We start from the raw sequence: 21,406 nt of genomic DNA, 5'->3' as shown, positions 1-21,406 counted from the left end.
AAGAGATAGTCTATATCTTCGATTATTTTGGTTGCTTTACGCCCTTGCTATAAATATAGATTGTGACAGATCGTGATAAGAATGTCACATCAGATGGGTCACAGAACCATCTTTTGATAACAGTACGACCCTGCTGACCTCAACGTTACCTGCAACCTTGTAACCAAGATGATCTGCCAGTTCTTCTGAGAATTCAAGAACCTCCTCAGGTAAAGGCATAGCTTCACGCGGGAGTCTCTTCCTGGAGAAACCAAGGTGCATGTAGGCTTTGACCTCTATATAATCCGGATCTGCGATCTTTATAAGTTCTGCATAGCCTTGCGGGTCGAACATATTGACGCCTTTGATGAGGGTGATACGGATAACAGTCCTTGTTTCCTTATCCCTGAGGATCTCCAGTGACCTGAGGATATTGTCCCACAGGCGGGGGGAGTTGGGGACACAGACCTTTTCGTAGGTCTCCCTGTCAGGGGCATCAAGGCTCATATATAATTGAGCAGGGTCTATCTTTGCCATCATTTCAGGCACAGTGCCGTTGCTCACAACAAAAGTTGTGAAACCTTTCCTTTTGAACTCCTCTATGAGCTCAGGAAGATGCGGGAAAAGTGTTGGTTCACCGGAAAGGGATATCGCAACATGTTTTGGATCGTTCCCTTCCTTCCAGAGGTGGGGAGGAGCAGAATGTCCGAATCCTGTCAGCAGTTTTCTCTGGGACTCGATCGCGGAGCTGACTATGTCCTCCGGGGAATCATAGTCTGTAGGCATATCAACGTCTATTTCAGTAGGTCTCCAGCAGTGCAGGCATTTCTGGTTACATATAAGAGTGGGGGTCATCTGGAGACAGCGATGGGAAGTAATCCCATAGAAGATGGATTTGTAGCACTCACCTTCGTCCTTGATGGAACGACGAAGCCAGAGACATGTCTTAACAGCACTATGTTTTCCTGCAAGACTGTAGCCCTGCTTCTTCAGCAGGCTCTTGAAATCCGTGATCTCAATATCTTTCTTTCTTCTTCGGGCCATCTCTGGGTCTAGTAGATTTTCAGTATATATAAATGTGTGGAAAAATACAGATCTAAGAAAAGAGTAGCAAACACCGGCCCCAAAGTATAGAAAAAAGGACCGGTGCTACGGAGGATGAAATACGGATGTATCTCAATATTTGTGGCTCTTGGCCATCTCTACCATTGCCTGGAGGTTCTCAGTAGGTGTCTTGCTGACAATACCACATCCGGGAGCCAGAAGACCTATGCCTGCATCCAGTACCTTCTGTGATTCTTCCCTGATAGCTTCAGGAGTCTGGTTCCAGAGCATGTTCACAGGATCGAGATTACCGATGATGACAGCATTTTTCACGTTCCCTACAGCAGTTGCAGCATCTACATTCTGGTCAACACTGATAGCGTCCACACCACATGTTTCCATGACTCCAAGACCCTTTGTCGTGTCACCACATACGTGAAGTACTGTTGCAACATTAAGCTCACGCATTTCATCACAGACCTTCTTGTGGAAAGGTACCACAAATTTCTCATAGAACTCATTACCGATAAGCTGCGGACTTGCGGTTGGGTCTATGATGACCATTGTATCTGCACCGTTATCTACCATCTTCTTTGCATATGCGACACTGAACTCGGTTGTGAATTCCATGAGTGCAAGACCAAATTCCTCATTTGTCATGATCTCCATGAACCAGTTGTCACCATTGATGTGCTGTGCAAGGGAGAAAGGACCGATCATACTGCCCATAATAGGAAGCTCATCTCCATATTTGTCTGCAAGGATCTTGATCGCATCACATACGACGTTGATCCTGCCGTCGTTAAGATCGTAGCCTTTGAGCTTTTCGATATCTTCCATGCTTGATACAACATGACCAATTACGGATGGCTGCTGTTCCTTTGTGCCGTCCTTGATCTCACAGCCGAAGAACTCAGCTTCTGCAGTGATGTCAAAAGGCACACGTACAGCTTCAAAACCTACTACAGTGTGACCTGCTTCAGCGAGGGTTGCCATCTGCTGGGCATCGTAGTTTGCTTCTGGCCAGGAAGCTCCACAGGCTTCCATCTGGTCAACTGTTCCGGTCTGAGTTACTGAGACTGCTGGCATCCTGTCAACAGGCTGGCCTGTAAGTGCTCTTGCTAATCTTTCTTTTGGTGTATATTCTGCCATAGATATGATCTCCATATTGTGATTAAGCCCAAGTTTGGTTCACTAGCATATATATTTTACCATAAGGGATCAGTTAACTTTAAATATAACATACAGCAGGTAGTGACTGGAAAGACATAAATACATAATCATTGACTGGATTCTTTTTTGTGTCTGCCGGCAATAAATAAACAATTAAAAAGGCACATTGATACTGTTTTATTAAAAAATACGGCGACAATAATCGTATACTACTTAGTTCATTTTTGTATATATGACATAATTATTATACTATTTATAGCAGATACACATAAGGCACAAAATATAAATAGAAAACATCGAGCAGCCGCAACTCTACATATAAAAGATACCTATATTGAGGAAATAAACGTGAACTATGCAGATGAAACATATATGCTGCAATGTTCACTGAACCTCGCTGTCTAAAAAGATTTTTACATATAAGTCTTACTGAGTAAAAAAGAGTAATTGTCCAAACAAAATAACATTAAAAAGGCATACTGATATGTATTTTATCAATAACAGGTAAAAACATACCAATAAATTATAGGAAAATATAAGTACTAGAAACTAATCACTATTCATTATTAAAGAAAAACTATCAATTGCTCATCTGCCATCATCGACAGAGGTGTTATTTCTAAAAAAGGAGAATTGTCATGCAAAATATCTACAAATACCTCAAGTATGCGATCGCGGGGGAAAAACGAACAGAAAGAGAGCATGACATCCTTATATTCAAGAAATCAGAAGAGCTGGCTTTCAAATACGGTATAGAATATGACCCGGGAGTCTTCGTTCCTGATGACCTTGAACTTGCAGATGCAGTCTTTGAGGCAGGTATTGAACTTCTTCATTCCACAGGCATATTCTGTAAAAGCACCAAAAGGGTCATCAACATAGATGAAGAGGATATCCTGAAGGCTCTGAACATAACAAATCCTCTTGAAATTGGAAGACTTAAAGAGAAAATAGCAGTTCCGCATCGTTATCCAATGGTCTCTTTTCCACCTGTGATCATAGGCGGACCCATGGGAGGAAGTGTATCTGAAGAGAATTTCCTTTATGTTAACCTTAGTTCTGTGCAGGAGAACGTTGTGCAGGGTATCTACAGTGGAGCCATGAAACAGTTTGGAGGAGAATATATACAACCCAAAAGTCCACTGGAAATGCTCGCTGTGCTAAAAGCATCCAGAAATGAGAGACTGGCAACGAAGATCGCAGGCAGGGAAGGACTTACACTTATGGGACCGAGCACCTCAACGCTAACAACATCATCTTTACTTGTCTCTTCTGATGAGCTTTACTCAAGCGCCGATCCGCAGGAAGTCTATATGGACGACCTCAAGGTGGATTATGAGACGCTCTCAAAGTGTATCTATCATCAGGAACATGGCAATCACTACATATCAGGACAGGTACCTGTTTTTGGTGGACCGTGTATCGGTTCTCCTGAAGGACTTGCCATCATAGATGTGGCAGAGACACTTCAATCCAAGGTCCTGGCACACTCCAGCATACATGCATCCGGTGCAGTACATGCTGAAACCGGCTCATCGAGTTCAAAGGAGATAATGTGGGCATCAAATCTGGCATCACTTGCCATTTCCAGAAATATGAACTATTACACTGCAAGATACTACTGGAACTCCGCCGGTATCTGCACCGATATGATGTTCTACGAAACTGCTGCACAGGCGATCGGTGATACTGTCTGCGGCAGGAATATACTACTTGGACCAACAGGACGTCTGGGAAGTGCCCCGGACCATTCATCGGGACTTGAATCAAGATTCATGGGTGAGATGGCACAATTAGCAACCCAGCTAACTCTCACTGAAGCAAACAAACTGGTAGCCAAGATATATTCCAAATACGCTGACCGCATCAGAAGTCCACCTGAAGGCAAACCCTTCGACAAGTGCTACAACATCCGCTCCGAATACGACATGGAACCCACCGAAGAATACCTGTCACTCTACAGGAAGATCTCGTACGAGATCATGGGTGATGTGCCAGGGGAACCGGTGTGATCATAAAAATATGATCATACGCTACTTTTTAGTTGGTCATCGACCTTAAAAATATTAGATTATTTTCCTACTTCCTTTACTTATCCGACCAGGCAGATCTGCCTTATGATCATCTTTTTTGTTGTATGAGGAATATTGAAGAACACTAAGAATACAACTGGTAATGGAATTTTTGAGTTAGGTGGTATTAAGAATAGAATGAATGAGACCCAGAGAGATTGGTCATATCTGCTTATGCAATCCCGGTTAGAAAAATGATCATTGCTGAAAATAACATAGGTCTTAGAGAAGTTACATAATATAAAATAATATATTGACAGATATAATAGGAGTACTACTGAATCAATGATATTAGAGACTATAAAATAACAAAATAATATAATAATTACTAAATACTTAATTATAAGTTCAATGTATATTTCATATAACGGATACACGATCAAATGAGTGGAAAAGACGGTTTTCAATGGGTACAATTTTCCTTTACAAGATCTCTTATATTGATGTTACTACTAATAGTAATATTACCGGCTTCAGCAGTTGCAGAGGACAATGATACTATTTCTATTGTCATTGAGCAGTTCCCTCCAATGACATTTGTTGATGATAAAGACATATACAGTGGTTTCTCTGTTGAAATTATAAATCATATTGCAATGACCGAAGGATGGCAGGTCGAATATACTTTGTTACCATGGGCAGATTGTCTTGAAAGTGTCAAAAATGGTGATTCTGATCTGTTGATAGCAGTCGCTTATAGTAAAGAACGTGATTCTTATCTGGATTATACGAATAATAGCATGTCTCTTGAATGGAGCCAGGTCTTTACTTCGAAAGATTCTCATATCAACTCAATACGTGACCTTGATGGTCAAAAAATTGCAGTTGTTGAAAATACCTATGGTGCTATTGGACTAATTGACCTTACACAACAATATGGAGTAGATTGCGAATTTGTCTATGTTGATGATTTTGATTCGGTAAGGTCCCATATTCGTGAAGGAAAAGTAGATGCAGGAATGTTTGCCAGATCATATGCATCACATAATGGTCTGGGAATGGTCTTTAAAGAAACTGCTATTGAGACTTTCCCTATATCGTTGCATTGTGCAACGACTGAAGGAGAGAATCAGGAACTTATTGCAACCATTGACACTTACCTTGGTGATCTGAAAGCAGATAATGGTTCAGTTTACTACGACATAGAGGATAAATGGTTATCTTATGGAGAACCTTTCGAATTACCTGCATGGTTAGTGGTTTTTCTTATCATATTGATCCTTGCGGTCCTGATCTTTATCGTAATCTCTGTTGTTCTCAGAAAAGAGGTTCTCAAACGTACTTCTGAACTGTTATCCAAGAATGAGGAACTCAATGCCTCAAAAAAGAAGTACTTTACACTGGTTGAAGGGAGCAAAGAAGGTATTGTTATTGTTCAGGATGAAGTACTTGTTTTCGCCAATAACAGAATTGTAGAGATGATCGGTTATGACCTGGGTTCTATTCTTAATACATCTATTCTTAATTATGTTTCAGACGATAGTGCACATATTGTGACGAAGATCTATGAAAAGATAGCTAATGAAGGCCCTGATATTCCATCTAGCTATGAGATCAGATTAATACGGAAAGATGGAAGTTCATTTGTTGCCGAGCTAAGTCCTTCTTTGATAGAACATAATGGCAAGAGAGCTATAATGGTAATGATCAGGGATATAGAAGAACGTAAGCAAACAGAGATGATGAAAGAGGAAATGATACGTGCAGAAGAATCTAATCGTCTAAAAAGTGAGTTCTTAGCGAACATGAGCCATGAATTAAGAACCCCGCTTAATTCTGTAATTGGTTTTTCAGAAATACTTGAGATGCAGACTTCAGGAGAATTGAATGAAAAACAGCAGAGATATGTAAGCAATATATCTTCCAGTGGAAAACATTTGCTTGAACTTATAAATGGAATACTCGACCTTTCCAAAGTAGAAGCAGGAAGGATGGAACTATCTATTGAACCATTCCCACCCATACCTATTATTCATGATGTAATAACCACCCTTATGCCATTGGCCATGAAGCAAGATCTGACTTTAATATATGATCTTGATGACTGCCCGGAAATCATCAATGCAGACAAAATGAAGTTCAAGCAGATCTTGTTCAATCTGGTGAGTAATTCTATTAAGTTTACATCTGAAGGAGGTACTGTAAACATTGGTGCATCACATGATAACGGCGATATTCTGGTCAGTGTGAAAGATACCGGCAAAGGTATCTCTAAGTCTGACCAGAAAAAGATCTTCTATCCTTTCAGGCAGGTAAATAATTTTGATTCAAGGGACAAAGAAGGTACCGGACTTGGTCTTTCTATTGTAAAGTCGTTTGTTGAACTTCACGGAGGAACGGTGTGGGTCGAATCTGAATTGGACGTAGGAACGACTTTCTATTTCAGGATCCCGATCGAGAGACAAAACCTTTGACAGGTGCTAAACATCCGCTCCGAATACGACATGGAACCCACCGATGAATACCTGTCACTCTACAGGAAGATCTCGTATAAGATCATGGGTGATGTGCCAGGAGAACCTGTCTAAGCTAAAAGATATATTATTTTCATCTGCTTGAGAACAAAACGTACAAGATCATTCATACTTTATATATATAGTCTGAAGAAAAATGTACATTTACTTTTTTCAACAAGTGAAGATCAGTGCTAACTTAACTTCTTGTTTGGGAAAAATTAATTGATCATCAAAAAAACGTCTCTGTAGAAATCCTGCTAATTGTAATTTGAACTCAGCATTTTTCAATAACTGCACAATTTTGATAGTCTTCAGGATAGTAGTAAAGGAACGCGCCGCCTGCGGCGGATGGCTGCATTGTTCTTTGTTTGTCAATGATCTTTTGTAGAACTATCAGAACACGAGACTGCAGGGAACAATAAGTTTGGCTTATCGGAAGTCATAAACAACTAAAATCATCCCGGAGGGTTCCGGCGAAGCTGGCACGGTCCAAAAAGATGGATATGTCATCTGTTGCTTAAAGTTTATTTCTGCATCCAAATGAGAAAATCTACAGATCCAGAATATTCTAAACTAAAAATTATCACAAAAAACAAAGGTGAGCCAGCGGTGATAAGTCGCCGGCTCATGTTGGTTGGGAAGTGATAAACTAATTTATCACAGGGATTCATTATTGGTCTTAGAAAGTAAGACCGAATTCTTCGAGCTTCTTGCGTGCACCGTCGTAGACCTTGACGTACTCGTCGGTTGGTGTTACGGTTGCAATGTCGTAACATTCCTGGAAGGTCTTTCCTTCTGGTGCAGTTGCATAGTTGCCCTCATAAGAACTTACAAGAGCATCAAGGACCTTGTTGACCTCAGAAATATCCATTCCTGCTGTTGCCCTTGCAACTTCTCCCATCATCCTTGCTTCCATACCTGTGGTCTTGTCCTGGACAACACCCTTTGCAGCTGCTACACCGGAGAGGATCTCACGGCCTGAAGCTGTGTCGGTGATGGACTGTGCGGATGCTTCAAGCAGACACATCTCGGTACATGGACCTGCACATGGGTAGTACTGGTTACCGGAAAGCATGTCTGTGAACTCTGAGATGGTAGCACATGTCCATCCTGCGATTATGAGGGTCTCACGGGTGTTTGTGGATCCCCAGCGGATGTGGACTGGACCATCAAGGTGCCAGCTTGCATTGCTCATTACAAATGCATTGATGTGAGTTGCGATATCTACGATAGCGGTCTCTTCTATGCCACCGGCATAACCACCAAAGATAGGCATCTGTTCATCCATGATGATGTCACTGTTACCCTGATAGTGTGCCATCACACTGATAGCATCAAGGTCGATCTTAAGCTCATTGAGCTGGGATACTTCGTGACTGTCGCTGCAGACCTGGCCACCGACGCAGTCTGAAGCGATATTTCCCTGAGCGGACAGGGAAGTCTCTGGTCCCTATATGCCCATGCCTGGCCTTCCGGCCATTGCAGCTGCATTCTTGATCAGCCTTGTCTCGGTCTTGGCAGCAAGTACTTCGTATGGTGTCTTTGGAATTGGTGGCTTTCCGCGCACTGTCATCATTACACCGTTGACGATGGTATCTACTTCCTTCTCAAGAGCATAGCTCATGTGAACTGGCATGAACATCTCTTCTGAGATAGGAGAACCGGTAGGACCACCCTGAACTATTGGCTTTCTCTTGTCGCCAACACTTCTCTTCTGGACCCTGACAGCGTCCCTGCCGGTTCCAAGCACGAATTCCTTCTGGACGTTGTTGATTGCGTCCCAGATCTCATCCTCTGTGTATTTTACTACACGGCTTGTGTCTGTACAGAAGATACCACAGTCAAGGAGCATCTCGAAACCTGCCTTGAAGAGGTTCTCCATCATGTCCTTGTCAGTTGGTACGAATTCGTTCTTGAAGTCAAGGTTGTACTTCTGCTTGAGTTCCATTGCCTTCATAGGGATGGTCATGAGGTCCCAGTCATCCTGGGTCATCTTCTCTCCCTTCTTTGCACGCTCATAGAACTCGAAACAATCCATTGATCTTGAAAATGTCATCTTTGAACACCCCTTATTTCATAATCTCAAGAGCTACACGAGCTGCATCTGCTGCGTTCTCTGCTGTTGCATCTGCTCCGATCTCTGCGATCCATGCATCAGATACCGGTGCTCCACCGAACATGATCTTGACATAATCACGAAGACCTTCTTCTGCAAGCATTGATACAGTGTCCTTCTGACCGAGCATTGATGTTGTCATGAGTGCTGAACCAACGAGCAGTACCTTCTTGCCCTTGTGTTTTGCAATCTCTTCAACGATATTGTCATTTGGTACGTCGACGCCCATGTCAATTATCCTGAAACCGTTTGCTTCAAGCATTGTTGTTACGAGGCGGTGACCGATATCGTGGATGTCGCCTTCCTGTACATAGGTGACAGCAAGTCCTACACCTTCGTCATCTGCTCCCTTCTCTTCTGCGAGTACAGGAACAAGGATCTCCATTGCAGCGTTCATTGCCTTTGCAGACATCATGATCTGCGGAAGGTAGACCTCTGCTGCTTCGAACTTGTCACCGATTATCTTCATACCTACTGAAAGACCATCGTTGATGATCTCAACAGCTGTCATTCCGGCATCCAGGGCTTCCTGGGTAGCTTCGGCACAACCGTTGATATCCTGTGTAACGATAGTGTCTCTGAGTTTGTCTAACATTTCCTGATTTGACATAATTTCACCTTGTGTTATTAGTAGTATATTTAAATCAAAAAGTGGAAAACTGTTGAGGCCTGGAACACCGTCCCAGGCGATCACAGTGAACCACCATGGATTCAGGCTATCTGTTCCCTGAACTTCTCACAGCTGTTGATCTTAAGGTCGAGCAGTTTCTCGATGTTCATCTTAGCTGCGATTCCCTTTGGAGCACCTGCAACTGAAGTGATTACACCGATACCGAGCTCTTCTCTCAGTTCCCTCATCACATACTCGTCACTGAGGTCTGCAGTGGTAACGTCCAGCTTCTTTGCAACGTAATCCTTTGCTTCTCCAATTCTCATACCCTTTGAGAATTCCATTCTTGCAACAAGGTCACCTGCTGCTCTGATCCCGCTCATTCCGGAGGTCATTATGTGGGAGATCGGCATACCCATCGGGTCGCCGACCCCTATCTATATACCATCCACGCCAGCAATTTCTACCATCGCCTTGCTGGCTCTTGATACAGCGTCAATTGTAGGGGTCTCGAGCATTGGGATACCACCGACACCCATACCCATGTTCACATGACATGGAATTGTTGAATCTTTAACAGCCTGTTTGATGAATGTAACAGCCCTTCCAAGGTTCCATGCTGATGTTTTGCTGGTATTGGTGTTCACAACAGGACCAAAAACGTTTGCTCCTGCCTTTGCAACAAGTGCTGCCTGCTCATGTGGCCAGAGACCTGCAAGGGTCACACCATCATATTCAAGCTCACCGTGCATTCCAAGCATAAGTTCTCCTGCCATACCTGCTTCAATGTAGATATCAGGGAACTGCTTTCTCAGTGCTTCGATAGCATGGAGTGATGCATACATGTCACCGTCACCTGCTGCACCGATAGTATCGAAGTTCACACCATCGGAACCTGATGACATCATCCTCTGCATGATCCAGACAATGTCCCTTGTAAGGTGCTTTGCAGAGTGTTCCATGGACTCCCTTGCTTCGTCGATCTTGAATGCCTTCATAAGGTCACCAGGGTTCTCGAAAGGACCATCAGGTGTGTAGTAAAGACCCATGTTAGGCATTGCACCGTAAAGGAGAGGGACAACCATGTTCTGCTGGCAGACTTCCATTGTCTGCATCTCCTGTGCAATAACAGGCTTTGCAGGCTTGTAACTGTAGTCGATATGACCAAGTTCCATTGTGTCTGCACCAAATGCACGCTCGTGCATCATTGCACCGACGAGCCTGCTGGATGGAATACCTACACCACTGTTACCCTGGTCACCATCGATCCTGATGGTTCCGATATCGTGGGTCACAGGTACTTCCATACCCTGCTCGACACCGACCATCCTTGAAGGCATGGTAAGTATATCTACGAGCTTGTCGATCTCATCTTCAGTTAGATCTGGAATGTCACCAAGGTCTGCAGCATCTGCCATACCTTCCTTAAGGTCAGCGATTATCTGCTCCTTTGTCATGAAGATGCGCTTTCCATCTCCCATTCTCAATTTGTATTCTGTTGTCATGATAAGACCTCGCTTAGAGCAGTAGCTCCTTTGCCTTTACAACAGCTTCACTTGCATTTTCTGCATAGCAGTCTGCACCTATCTTCTCAGCCCATGCCTGGGTTGCAGGAGCACCGCCGACCATGACCTTGACATCATCTCTCATGCCATTTTCTTTGAGCATCTCGATGACATCCTTCTGTCCCTGGAGGGTGGTGGTCATAAGTGCGGAAAGACCTACCATGTCTGCATTGGTCTCTTTTATCTTGTCGATGAAGTCCTGCAGTGGAACGTCCCTGCCAATATCATGGACCTCAAAGCCTGCTGACTGGAGCATGGTTGATACAATTGACTTTCCGATGTCGTGGACGTCACCTTCAACAGTACCGTTCACAATTACACCAAGCTTCTGGCTAACGGATTCTGCAGGAAGGTCTGCTTCAAGGAGCTTGACACCCTCTTCCATTGCACCTGCTGCCATCATTACGTGAGGAAGGAATAACTTTCCTCTTTCAAAAAGGACGCCTACTTCGTTCATTCCTACTGCAAGACCTTTTTCAATGATCTCGGGTGCAGGGATGCCCTCGCCCTTTGCCTTCTCGACTGCTGCTATCACTACGTCTTTCTTGCAGGTGACAACAGCATCTGAAAGTTCTTTGAACGTTTCTTCTTTGCTCATTTATATACCTCATTGATTTATGATGATTTTAGACAATTCTTATTTGATTCCGGTTTGAAGTTGGAGATATAACCCGAAAGTTAAGCTGCACAGTCATGCAATACATATAAATACTGCGTTTAGCATCATTATTTAAAGTTAACCCATGAGAGCTCATGTTATCTAGTATTTATATTTTTCTATTATATTGACTTGCAGCGCTTTCGGGATAGTAGATAAGATAAATATTAACAGGCACAGGTCCGTCACAAGCATAGCCATGGGATAATGACCTGCAACCTCACTGTGCCCATCTACTCAACTGATCTTAAAAGGATACTTTTCAGAACCCTCCTTAGAACTGTGAAACGAACGTTCTCGCCTGCCAGAGTGCCAGTAATGCTACGACCAGGATGGCGACCATCCACATAACATCAGCAGCTGGCAGAGGTGAGTTCACCCAGTAAGCATTGTAAGCTTCCATTGCAGCTTGTGTCTGTACCATTTTCTTTTCACTCCTTAAACATACATTAAACAGGCATCTGCAGCCCTAACTTTTCCAAAGTCTGTCAGTTCGTACTTGTGCAGAAGGAAACCTTTCTTGTAGATCCCTTCTTCATCGACCTTGACCTCGACATCCCTGAGCATTCCACCTGATGCAAGCTCGATTATATCGAAGTTGATGGAATCCCTCTGGAAATTTCCTTTCAGACCATATTCTTTCTGGATCTGCTGGACGATCTCATAGTTCCATTTGCCACTGTTGCAAAGCTCAAGTATCCTGAACTTTATCGGACGTTGTCCTGCCATTTCAGTCACCTCTCAGTGATTCCATTTCGCCTGTGTCCTCGGAGAACATTATAGTACTACCTCCAAGACAGAGAGCACCTCCCAGAAGGATGGTCCATGCAGGAACATCTCCGAAGAAGAGGAAGATGAATATCACAGCGAACAGACCATACAGGTTACCAATACCCTGTCCTCTGCCCACACCTATGAGTGGGAAGGACTTGTACCAGGCAACATAACAGAAACCAAATGTTATACCTGCAAAGACAAGTACCAGAAGTGTGAGTGGCTCGAATGCGAGAAGTGCATACTTGAACATTGGGAATCCTGCAATTGCAAGAGCAGGAACAATGAGAATCCACCAGATGATGTTCTCACCAAGGAACCTCAGTGTCAGACCTACATCAGGTTCTGCGATATCAAGACCCTTTCCTGCGATCGCGCCTTCAATTCCCCATCCAGCTGCTGCCATGAGACCACCGAGGTAACCGATCCATACTACATTACCGCTTCCAAGCTCACTGAGCAGTCCGCCACCGAATATGGTGATACCACCAGCAATGATGAAAGCAATACCAAGATAAGCCCTCTTTGAGATCTTCTCACCATACCATTTCTGGGCAAGGATAGAACCTATAACAGGATACATAAGTGCTGCAACAGCTGCAAAAGCACCTCCGACGAATCCCATTGCGATAAATGAACCAAGAATGGCCATAGGACCGCCAAAGATAGAGGCCAGGAAGAACCATTTAGAACATGGATGGAATTCCTTCACTGTTCTCTTCATCTCACCGAACTTACCAAGCACGCCGTTCCAGACGGCAAGAGCCAGAATAACTGTTAATGCGTTGAACGCTGTAATTAACACTGCCACTATTACCAGTGCCATACCATCGCCGCTTCCTGCAGCGATCTCGCCGTACATCTCATCGAATGGGTTAAGTACCCATACCGTTGTACCAGGGATATACCACATACCCCAGAGAACTGCACAGAAAAGAGCCCACATATAACCGAACTTGACCCTCTTCTGATGTTCTTGCTTTTTTAAAGCTTTTAGATCCAAGTCAATACCTCCAATTTCAAACCTTCATAATTATAATGGCCATTAATGGCCTGTTGACACCCCCGGACAACCGGAAGGTGTTACTCAAAAGAAGACGATCACTGGTGGCTCCTGATCAAACCTGACAGAAACCATCTTCTTTTGAGGGTGCTACAACGGAAAAGTGATATCCATGTAGCACCAATTAGAGGGAGACAATACGCGCAAGAATTGTCTCCCGGTTGTGAGATTGTACTCGATATACATCCTCACAACCAATTCTCTAAATTCTCCTTTTTTGTCTCAGAACATTGCGTTAAGCTTGGAGACCACATCAGTGGCATTCTCACCGTAGATGTCTGCACCGATCTTGGTTGCCCAGTCCTGGGTTACAGGTGCACCGCCGACCATTGTCTTGAGTGAGTCACGGATACCTGCTTCCTTGAGCTGTTCCTCGATCTGTATCTGGTTGACCATTGTTGTGGTCATAAGAGCTGATGAAGCTACTATGTCTGCACCGACCTCTTTTGCTTCCTCTACATACTTCTTGATAGGAACATCCCTTCCAAGGTCGACTACCTTGAATCCGGCGATCTTGAGCATTGTTGCAACAATATCCTTACCGATGGAGTGGATATCTCCCTCAATTGTACCGATAACGATAGTTCCTTTGCTCTCTGTCTCTGCGCCCTTTGCTTCAAGTGCTGGTGTAAGTACAGCCACTCCTGCGCTCATTGCCTCTGATGCTGCAATGACGTGTGGAAGGAATAGAGTACCTGCTTCGAACTGGTCACCAACCTCGTTCATAGCTGCTGTGAAGCCATCCTGAATAAGAGCAACAGGATCTACATCTGCATCAAGCCCTTCCTGGGCTGCTGCTGCTGCTGCTTCATCATCAAAATCAAGAATAGCTGCTTTTGCTTTTGCAATAATTTCTTCTTTTGTTGCCATTTTTAAACCTCCTGTTTTACATGCTGGCCCTGAATGCCTTGTCAGCCTTCTCTACAACTGCCTGCATATCCTTGAGCAGGTCAGCGTCTATTGGTGCGACTTCGTGGTTCTTCATGATGTCAACGACCTTTTCATGAGCAACCGTTGCGATGTCCTTTGCACCTGCCATTTCCCAGTCTCCGAACATGAGCCTGTCAATGATCATTGGGCTGGATGGGAGATCGATGTTCTGTCTTGTTGTCTTGTGTGCAAGGAAGTTGTTTCCAATACCAACCTGGTCAATGGATTCAACTGCAAGGGTCTCTTCGCTTACAGGGATTCCCTGCATTGCCTTCTTTGTCATGGAGATCATATCATTGTCAAGAACGAGCTGTTCGAGTGAGAATGTCATACCGAGCTCAAGCATACCTGCTCCGTACAGGGTGTTTGCACCTGCAAAGGATGGAAGAATTGTTGTCATTGTCTTCTCATGACCAGCCTGGCCATCAGGTATCTTGGCATCTGCCTACGAACCAGCAACGAATGTTGGCAGACCGTAGTACTGACCGAGCTTTGCAACAGCTGCACTGATAAGTCCGAGTTCTGGTGAACCTACTGGTGCTGTTCCTTTCTTAAGATCGAATGTTGTGGTTGAGCTACCGTACCATACTGGTGCACCTGGCTGGACCAGCTGTGCGAGTACGATACCGGAAAGTACCTCAGCGTTGTGTGTAACGAGTGTACCTGCAAGGTGTACTGGTGATGAACCTCCGGCCATTGCCATACTGAGTACATTCACAGGTGTACCGAATCTTGCACCCTTTATGATGACCTGACATGCATTGTCACCAAGCTCAAGAGGGCTTGTTGGACAGAGCAGTGTTGAGAAAATAGGCTTTTTACGTGCTTCCTCGTCATCTCCACCATAGTATGCTGTTGCGATCTGCTGGTAGTATTCTACGTTCTCGCCTACAGGGTCGATGTGGTGGAAGTGCTTTGTTGTGTTCATCAAAGGTGTCAGGGTCTCGTGTACGTCCTGTGCACCCTTTCCTGCCCAGTCCCTTGCGGAAACTGCCAGTGAATAGTAGTCGATGTTCTCTGCCCAGTCACAGATCTTTGCTGTGTCTGCAAGGTCTTTGTCTGTTGAGTCAACAGTCACGTACTTGCCTGGTGCCTCATAATTGCACATCTTGACACCGGTACCGAAACAGGTCCAGTGTACCTTTCCTTTGTGTTCCTGCTTGACGTTGTTCTTCTTGTCACGTCCCCAGAGGACGAACTTTGAAGGACAGTCACGCAGTGCCCTGTTAACTACAAATTCAGGGATCTTAACGATGTGTGTTTTTTCGTCAACAAGACAGCCACCTTCTTTGAAGATAGCCCTTGCTTCAGCGTCTGATACCTGGATACCAGTGTTGATGAAGACATCCATCGTAGCATAGTGCAGAGCCCTGAGATCGTCCTCAGAGAATAACTCCAGACTTACACCATCTAATGGGCTTCTACCTGGGTAATAGTGGTTTACCATTTTCTTTAACCTCCAATTTGAATTTTTCCGGGATAATTTAGATACTTGAGAGATTCCCGGAAAGGATTGAACATGCATTGAGCAGTTTGTTCCTGCTGAATAGGTATAATGTGCATGTATATAAGCTTTTCTTGCTAATTCAGTATTTATATTTTGCTATTGGAGTGTTTTGAGGAAGAGTATATAAAGATGACGAACAAAAAAGGAGAGCATTTAGATACATAACTTCAGTAGATAGTGTTTTTCAATAAACACCCAGAATATGCCCATCTGTGCAAAGATACAGATTGCTTTGTAGCATAAATACTTTACCATCGACCAGGCAGCATATATAATATATAAACTTTTCTGAAAATCCACTTTCATTTATATCTAAAATGAAAAAGAGGATGGTTTCAGTATATTTTCACATTACTTTGCAAAGCACCTTACAGATAAGATCACATCACATAATTATCGTATATAAATTTTACTAGAAACATCCTATGTACATATGGAGCTCATAATAAAAACAAGCATACTGATACTGTTATTTGGATTCACGGCGTTAATTGGGCGTGCAAAAAATATATATAATATGGATATGGACAACTGTCCATTGAAAAAGAGAAGATAGAAAGGAGTTCACAAGAATGAGTTACAGCCTTGGCATAGATGCAGGAGGAACGTATACCGATGCGGTTCTTTTAAAAGATGAGGATAACACCATAATCCAGTCCAATAAGGCCCTGACCAGCTATCCGGACCCTCTGGACGGGATAACAAAAGCTATCGATGGACTTGATGCCGCGTGCCTGAATGATGTCAAAGTGGTGTCGGTATCCACCACACTTTCTACGAACAGTATCCTTGAAGGAACCGGTTCCCCGGTCGCCATGATACTTATCGGCAACTATGACATCAGGCAGGAACTTCCTACGAAACACTTCCTGCAGGTCAACGGCGGACATGACCATAATGGAATTGAGACTGAGATCCTCGATGAGGACAGCATCAAAGAGTTTGTCCTTCAGGTCAAAGATAAAGTCTCAGCCTTTGCAATATCCTCGTACTTCAGTGTCAGGAACCATGATCATGAACTCCGGACAAAGGACATCATTATAGAGCTTACCGGAAGCCCGGTGGTCTGCAGCTACGAACTATCGCAGGACCTCGGGGCGTTCGAAAGAGCTGTCACAGCCTTCCTGAATGCTCAACTGATACCTGTGACCGAGAGATTCATGACAACTGTCGAGTCCGAAATAAGAGGAAGAGGGATCGATGCAAAAGTGTTCATGCTCAAATGCGATGGGTCGGTCATCGGCATAAAGAGTGCCCTGAAAAAACCCATCGAATCCATATTCTCAGGACCCGCAGGAAGTCTGGTAGGAGCCTCCTTCCTTGCAGAAAGAGAAACATGCGCAGTAATAGATGTGGGTGGCACCAGCACCGATATCTCAGTGATATACAGCGGAGTTCCTGAAATGAGCGATTCAGGAGCCGTGGTAGGTGGATGGAAGACAAGGGTGAAAGCCATCAAGATGGAAACATCAGCAATGGGAGGGGACAGTCATGTATGGGTCAAAGGAGGAGAGATAAGCATAGGTCCAAGAAGGGTCATACCACTGTGCCGGGCTGCCGTACTATACCCTGATCTTCTGGAACAGCTCAAAGCGAATCCCATGCCTTCAAAAGTGAGGTTAGGGATCAACTACCAGCCAACGAAGTTCTATCTGAGAACAGACTATGAGGCAATGGAAGCAAGTCCTGAGGAAAAAGAAGTACTGGATGCGGTTAAGAAACATCCTACATCAACCACAGAGATATTCAACCGCATAAAGAAGTATCCATCAAGCAAGGTATTCGACAGTCTCATACAAAAGAGGTTACTGCAACCCATCGGATTCACACTTACCGATGCACTCCACGTACTTGGAGAATACACAGAACGAGATGTCGAAGCTGCAAATACCGGCGCCGATATGCTCGGTTCGCTCGCCGGAATGGACAGGCAGGAATTTGCCCGGTATATCAAAAAAGAGTTCGCAAAGAACATGGCATGTGACCTTGTCTCGTTCTTCCTGGATGGTGTGGAAAAGTCAGAGGTCAGGAAGATATTCGATATCCAGTCACCTGCAAAGTTCAAGATCGAAGTACCGGTCGTATTGATAGGTGGGCCTGTTACAGCCTTTGTGGACGAGATACAGGATATACTGGATGCAGAGATAATACTTCCTGAATACTCGAGTGTCGGGAACGCAGCCGGTGCACTTGCTGCCAAGGGGATCAGGAGATTCGAAGTGCTGATCAGGCCCGCATCCATGGCTGCTCCTGACTGGGAGTTCCTAGTTTTCTCAGAACACGGGAAGAGCAATTTCTATGAATACCAGGAGGCTCTGGACTATGCGGTAAACCTGGGAGAGAACACTGTCCTCAGTTATATGAAAGAAGCAGGTCTTGAGCCCGATAACATAAAGATAGATATTAAAAAAGATGAGGTAATTCCTCTGGGATGGGAAACACCAATGGAAACGAAACTTGTTGTACTGGGTGTTGGGAACAGGGACAACTGACCTGACTACAGTTAAACCCCGGGTTCCTTCACAGGCGTGGATATCGATATGAGGACATCCTGTCCTCCCCAGTCACCTATTGTGAACTTTGATCTTACAGGAACAAGTATACCTTCTTTACTCACCAGCGGGATGTCACATGTGGACAGCTTGCCTGCCATGATCTCATCCAGGGTGGAAAGGACCTCATCCTCCCAGTCCTCAGGATAGAGTATCAGAAAATCATTCATCTCAAGCTCCCTTGCCGGGTAGTTGAGGACCTCGGTCAGCGTCCCATTTATGTGAAGTATCTGCCCTTGCAGATCCATAATGAATACGATCTCATCAAGTGCATCAAGCAGGGAATTCATATTGTTCTTACTTTTCTGGATGCCAGAGTCCTTCTTCATACGGGATATGATTATACCTACCTGATTCGCTATGGTCTCCACAAGGTTCCTGGAATTTGCAGGGATCTCAAGATCCGTATGAGAACCAAGAACTATAGCTGCAACAATCCTATCACTGAACTTTACGGGAATGAACGCCATTGCCTGCAAACCCTCATAATCAAGATTCACAGCCGGCATCATCATATTGATCTCGGAGAAGTACTTGTAAACAGGGAAACCTGTGGTAAAAAGACGAGCCATGAGCGTGTTGGGTCCGAAATGGGAAAGGGATCCCACGAAGTCCTCTGAAAGACCGCGGTATGATATAGCCTCGAAATCTCCGGTCAGTTCATCAACCACGTATATGATACCTGAATCTATTGCCTTTCCTTCAAGAGTTAGGTCAAGGAGCTTTTCGAATGTTTCCTCAAGTCCGCCTGTCTCTCCAAGGACGTTGTCAAGATCACATTCTATACGGATGAAATTGTTAGCTTGCTTGCGTTCGGTTATATCCACAATGATACCCTGAAGGTAATCCACCCTGCCAGCCCCGTCATAGTGTAGCATGGTCCTTTCATCGACCCACCTGACATCACCTGACTTGGTAAGTATCCTGTATTCCTGACTGAAATCAGAGAAACCTTCCCTTGAGGCCCTTTCCACTTCATCCCTTACCCTTTGCAGGTCAGAAGGATGGATGATATCACCATAGATTATCTTCCCGGTGATGAAATCATTAACAGTATAACCGAACTGTCTGATATTATCAGAAACGAACTCCACAGGCCAGTCCTGTTCAGGTTTCCAGAGGAATACTATTGCAGGGCTGGAACTCATAATAGATTCGAGCACCCTGCGCATCCTCAATGCCTCATTGAGGATCCCACTTGTGTTCTTGTACTGGACAAGCTTCCACATTCCTTCCATAAGAAGTGTCAGTTGACGAACATCGGATTCATCGTAGTCCTTTGCCTTGTTAGCAACACTGGCAACTGCAACTATCTGATCACTCTCAAATACCGGAATAGTTATGTGTCGAACCATCCGCTCCTTTTTGCCCGGATAGATATCATCGACACTATCAGAAGCATATTGCTTATTGACTATCACCGGCTTTCGTTCACGTATTGCTTCACCCCAGAAACCGGCAGATTTTACAGGATGGATGAATGGTTCATTATCACTCAGGAAGTGGTCCTCCGAGTCCATCGGCCAGTGATATGTTTCCAGTACATTCTCATCCTCATTGAGGAATTCAAGATAGCCTGTTGTACTGTTGGTGAGCTCGGCAGCCATTTGTATCGCATATTCGGATATCTCGTTCATAGGATGATCCTGCATCTGATACAGTTCCAGCAGGGCTTCCAGACGCCTCTCGTTCAGGACCAGTAACTCCTTTGATTCTTCATCGGTAGAGATATCCTCAAGTATGCCAATACCGCCAAGCAGAGAACCATCATCATCCATGATAGGCGTGAAACTAGCCCTGATCTTCAGCTTCTTCCCACTTATGCTGGAAATATACTCTCCTTCATAATAGCCGGGATTTCCCAGAAAAACAACATCCACAGCTCCTTTAAGATTTTCATCGTTAAGGGAGGAAAGAACACTGAAACCGACTATCTTCTTTACAGGAGCGCCTATGATATCGGAACAACTCTTATTACAGTGAGTTATGATCCCATTCTCATCAAAATAGAGAATACCTACCGGGGACCTCTCAAATATTATCTGGTATTTCTTACCGGTCTCCAGCAGTTCCCTTTCGGTCTTCTCGAGTTCGGTATTGTCGATGATTATTCCCTGGAAGTGAGTGATGTTGCCATCTTCATCCCGCTTTATGAAAGACCTTTCAGTGACCCAGCGAACCTCATCTGACTTTGTGAGAATTCGGTAATTAAGAGAGAAGTAGGATGTGTTCTTTTTCCCGGAGTGCTTGTTCACTTCCATATGGATCCTGTCAAGATCATCAGGATGAACGATATCACCATAGAGCAACTTTCCGGAAAGGAAATCCTCAGGGAAATAACCCAGTTGGGTGATGTTGCCGGATACATATTCAACAGGCCATTCACCTTCTGCCTTCCAGATGAAAGATATCACAGGACTGCTGTTATAGACAGCCTCTAATCTCTTATCCATAGAAGCGGGCATAGCACCCCCATGAAGTCCATTTTTTCCCGATATTCTAGCATCTGACATTTTATAGCTCCCGAACTTGTATTCATTTCCCAGGCATCCCTGTAAGGGAAACAAAAACACCGGTTCACTGGATGAATTATTGACCTTTAGAGTCTCTGTCATTGGAAGAGATCTTGCAGTATATAATATTAACGAATAAAATGTTCTTCTGATCATAGATAAAGGTTGCCATAATTAAAAAAAACACGATGAATAGACCTTCTTAAGAAAGTAAGTTCAGCTTAATGCAGTGTTGCGGAACTATACACAAAATATATAAAGAGATCGATCAGAGGAGAATGTTTCCCATATTCAAAAAAGAACATTATCTGACAGATGGGATAAATATATCAACAGGGGCAAAGCCATGGATCGATCACTCACATCATATTCACATATATATATCTTTCCTTTG

General features: G+C 44.1%; 12 protein-coding genes and 3 pseudogenes. 3 read left to right on the top strand and 12 right to left on the bottom strand.

From position 1 onward, the window contains the following. Nucleotides 1-84 precede the first annotated feature (84 nt). Nucleotides 85-1,023, bottom strand: a complete 939-nt coding sequence (twy1, locus tag V7O63_RS03090) for a 4-demethylwyosine synthase TYW1 (protein ID WP_340820059.1) — start codon at nucleotides 1,021-1,023, stop codon at nucleotides 85-87. 132 nt (nucleotides 1,024-1,155) lie between these two features. Beyond that, nucleotides 1,156-2,175, bottom strand: coding sequence for a methylcobamide:CoM methyltransferase MtbA (mtbA, locus tag V7O63_RS03085; RefSeq protein WP_340820058.1), 1,020 nt, complete (start codon nucleotides 2,173-2,175; stop codon nucleotides 1,156-1,158). Between the two features lie 659 nt (nucleotides 2,176-2,834). On the opposite strand from mtbA, the gene V7O63_RS03080 reads away from it, so the two are divergent. Next, nucleotides 2,835-4,208 (top strand): monomethylamine:corrinoid methyltransferase, encoded by a 1,374-nt coding sequence (locus V7O63_RS03080; RefSeq protein WP_340820056.1) that lies wholly within the window; start codon nucleotides 2,835-2,837, stop codon nucleotides 4,206-4,208. A gap of 503 nt (nucleotides 4,209-4,711) precedes the next feature. Then, nucleotides 4,712-6,682 (top strand): ATP-binding protein, encoded by a 1,971-nt coding sequence (locus V7O63_RS03075; protein ID WP_340820054.1) that lies wholly within the window; start codon nucleotides 4,712-4,714, stop codon nucleotides 6,680-6,682. Between the two features lie 721 nt (nucleotides 6,683-7,403). Here the strand turns inward: V7O63_RS03075 and V7O63_RS03070 are convergent. The 9 genes and pseudogenes from V7O63_RS03070 to mttB all read right to left on the bottom strand — a co-directional run bounded on the left by V7O63_RS03070 (nucleotide 7,404) and on the right by mttB (nucleotide 15,887). Continuing rightward, a pseudogene (locus V7O63_RS03070) lies at nucleotides 7,404-8,780 on the bottom strand (monomethylamine:corrinoid methyltransferase). Nucleotides 8,781-8,793: 13 nt separating this feature from the next. Further along, nucleotides 8,794-9,450: a methyltransferase cognate corrinoid protein gene (locus tag V7O63_RS03065; protein ID WP_340820052.1), complete on the bottom strand. Its 657-nt coding sequence runs from the start codon at nucleotides 9,448-9,450 to the stop codon at nucleotides 8,794-8,796. A gap of 101 nt (nucleotides 9,451-9,551) precedes the next feature. Then, nucleotides 9,552-10,955: pseudogene (gene mtbB, locus V7O63_RS03060) on the bottom strand ([dimethylamine--corrinoid protein] Co-methyltransferase). 13 nt (nucleotides 10,956-10,968) lie between these two features. Then, nucleotides 10,969-11,613, bottom strand: a complete 645-nt coding sequence (gene mtbC / locus V7O63_RS03055; protein ID WP_340820050.1) for a dimethylamine corrinoid protein MtbC — start codon at nucleotides 11,611-11,613, stop codon at nucleotides 10,969-10,971. A gap of 334 nt (nucleotides 11,614-11,947) precedes the next feature. Continuing rightward, nucleotides 11,948-12,097, bottom strand: a complete 150-nt coding sequence (locus tag V7O63_RS03050; protein WP_321429884.1) for a hypothetical protein — start codon at nucleotides 12,095-12,097, stop codon at nucleotides 11,948-11,950. 14 nt (nucleotides 12,098-12,111) lie between these two features. Continuing rightward, nucleotides 12,112-12,402, bottom strand: coding sequence for a hypothetical protein (locus V7O63_RS03045; RefSeq protein ID WP_340820045.1), 291 nt, complete (start codon nucleotides 12,400-12,402; stop codon nucleotides 12,112-12,114). Nucleotide 12,403: 1 nt separating this feature from the next. After that, nucleotides 12,404-13,450, bottom strand: a complete 1,047-nt coding sequence (locus tag V7O63_RS03040; RefSeq protein WP_340820043.1) for a DMT family transporter — start codon at nucleotides 13,448-13,450, stop codon at nucleotides 12,404-12,406. Nucleotides 13,451-13,732: 282 nt separating this feature from the next. Further along, nucleotides 13,733-14,380 (bottom strand): B12-binding domain-containing protein, encoded by a 648-nt coding sequence (locus V7O63_RS03035; RefSeq protein ID WP_340820041.1) that lies wholly within the window; start codon nucleotides 14,378-14,380, stop codon nucleotides 13,733-13,735. 16 nt (nucleotides 14,381-14,396) lie between these two features. Continuing rightward, nucleotides 14,397-15,887 (bottom strand): annotated as a pseudogene (gene mttB / locus V7O63_RS03030) ([trimethylamine--corrinoid protein] Co-methyltransferase). A 632-nt stretch (nucleotides 15,888-16,519) separates the two neighbouring features. On the opposite strand from mttB, the gene V7O63_RS03025 reads away from it, so the two are divergent. After that, complete coding sequence (locus V7O63_RS03025) at nucleotides 16,520-18,439, top strand: hydantoinase/oxoprolinase family protein (RefSeq protein ID WP_340820040.1); 1,920 nt, start codon at nucleotides 16,520-16,522, stop codon at nucleotides 18,437-18,439. Between the two features lie 11 nt (nucleotides 18,440-18,450). Here the strand turns inward: V7O63_RS03025 and V7O63_RS03020 are convergent, their stop codons facing one another. Then, on the bottom strand, nucleotides 18,451-21,012 hold the full coding sequence (locus tag V7O63_RS03020) for a PAS domain-containing protein (RefSeq protein ID WP_340820038.1): 2,562 nt from the start codon (nucleotides 21,010-21,012) through the stop codon (nucleotides 18,451-18,453). Nucleotides 21,013-21,406: the final 394 nt, after the last annotated feature.

The sequence above is a fragment of the Methanolobus sp. WCC4 genome, from assembly GCF_038022665.1.
GTDB lineage: Archaea > Halobacteriota > Methanosarcinia > Methanosarcinales > Methanosarcinaceae > Methanolobus.
The sequence above is the reverse complement of the archived record's forward strand: the minus strand, read 5'-3'. Positions and strand labels throughout refer to the sequence as shown.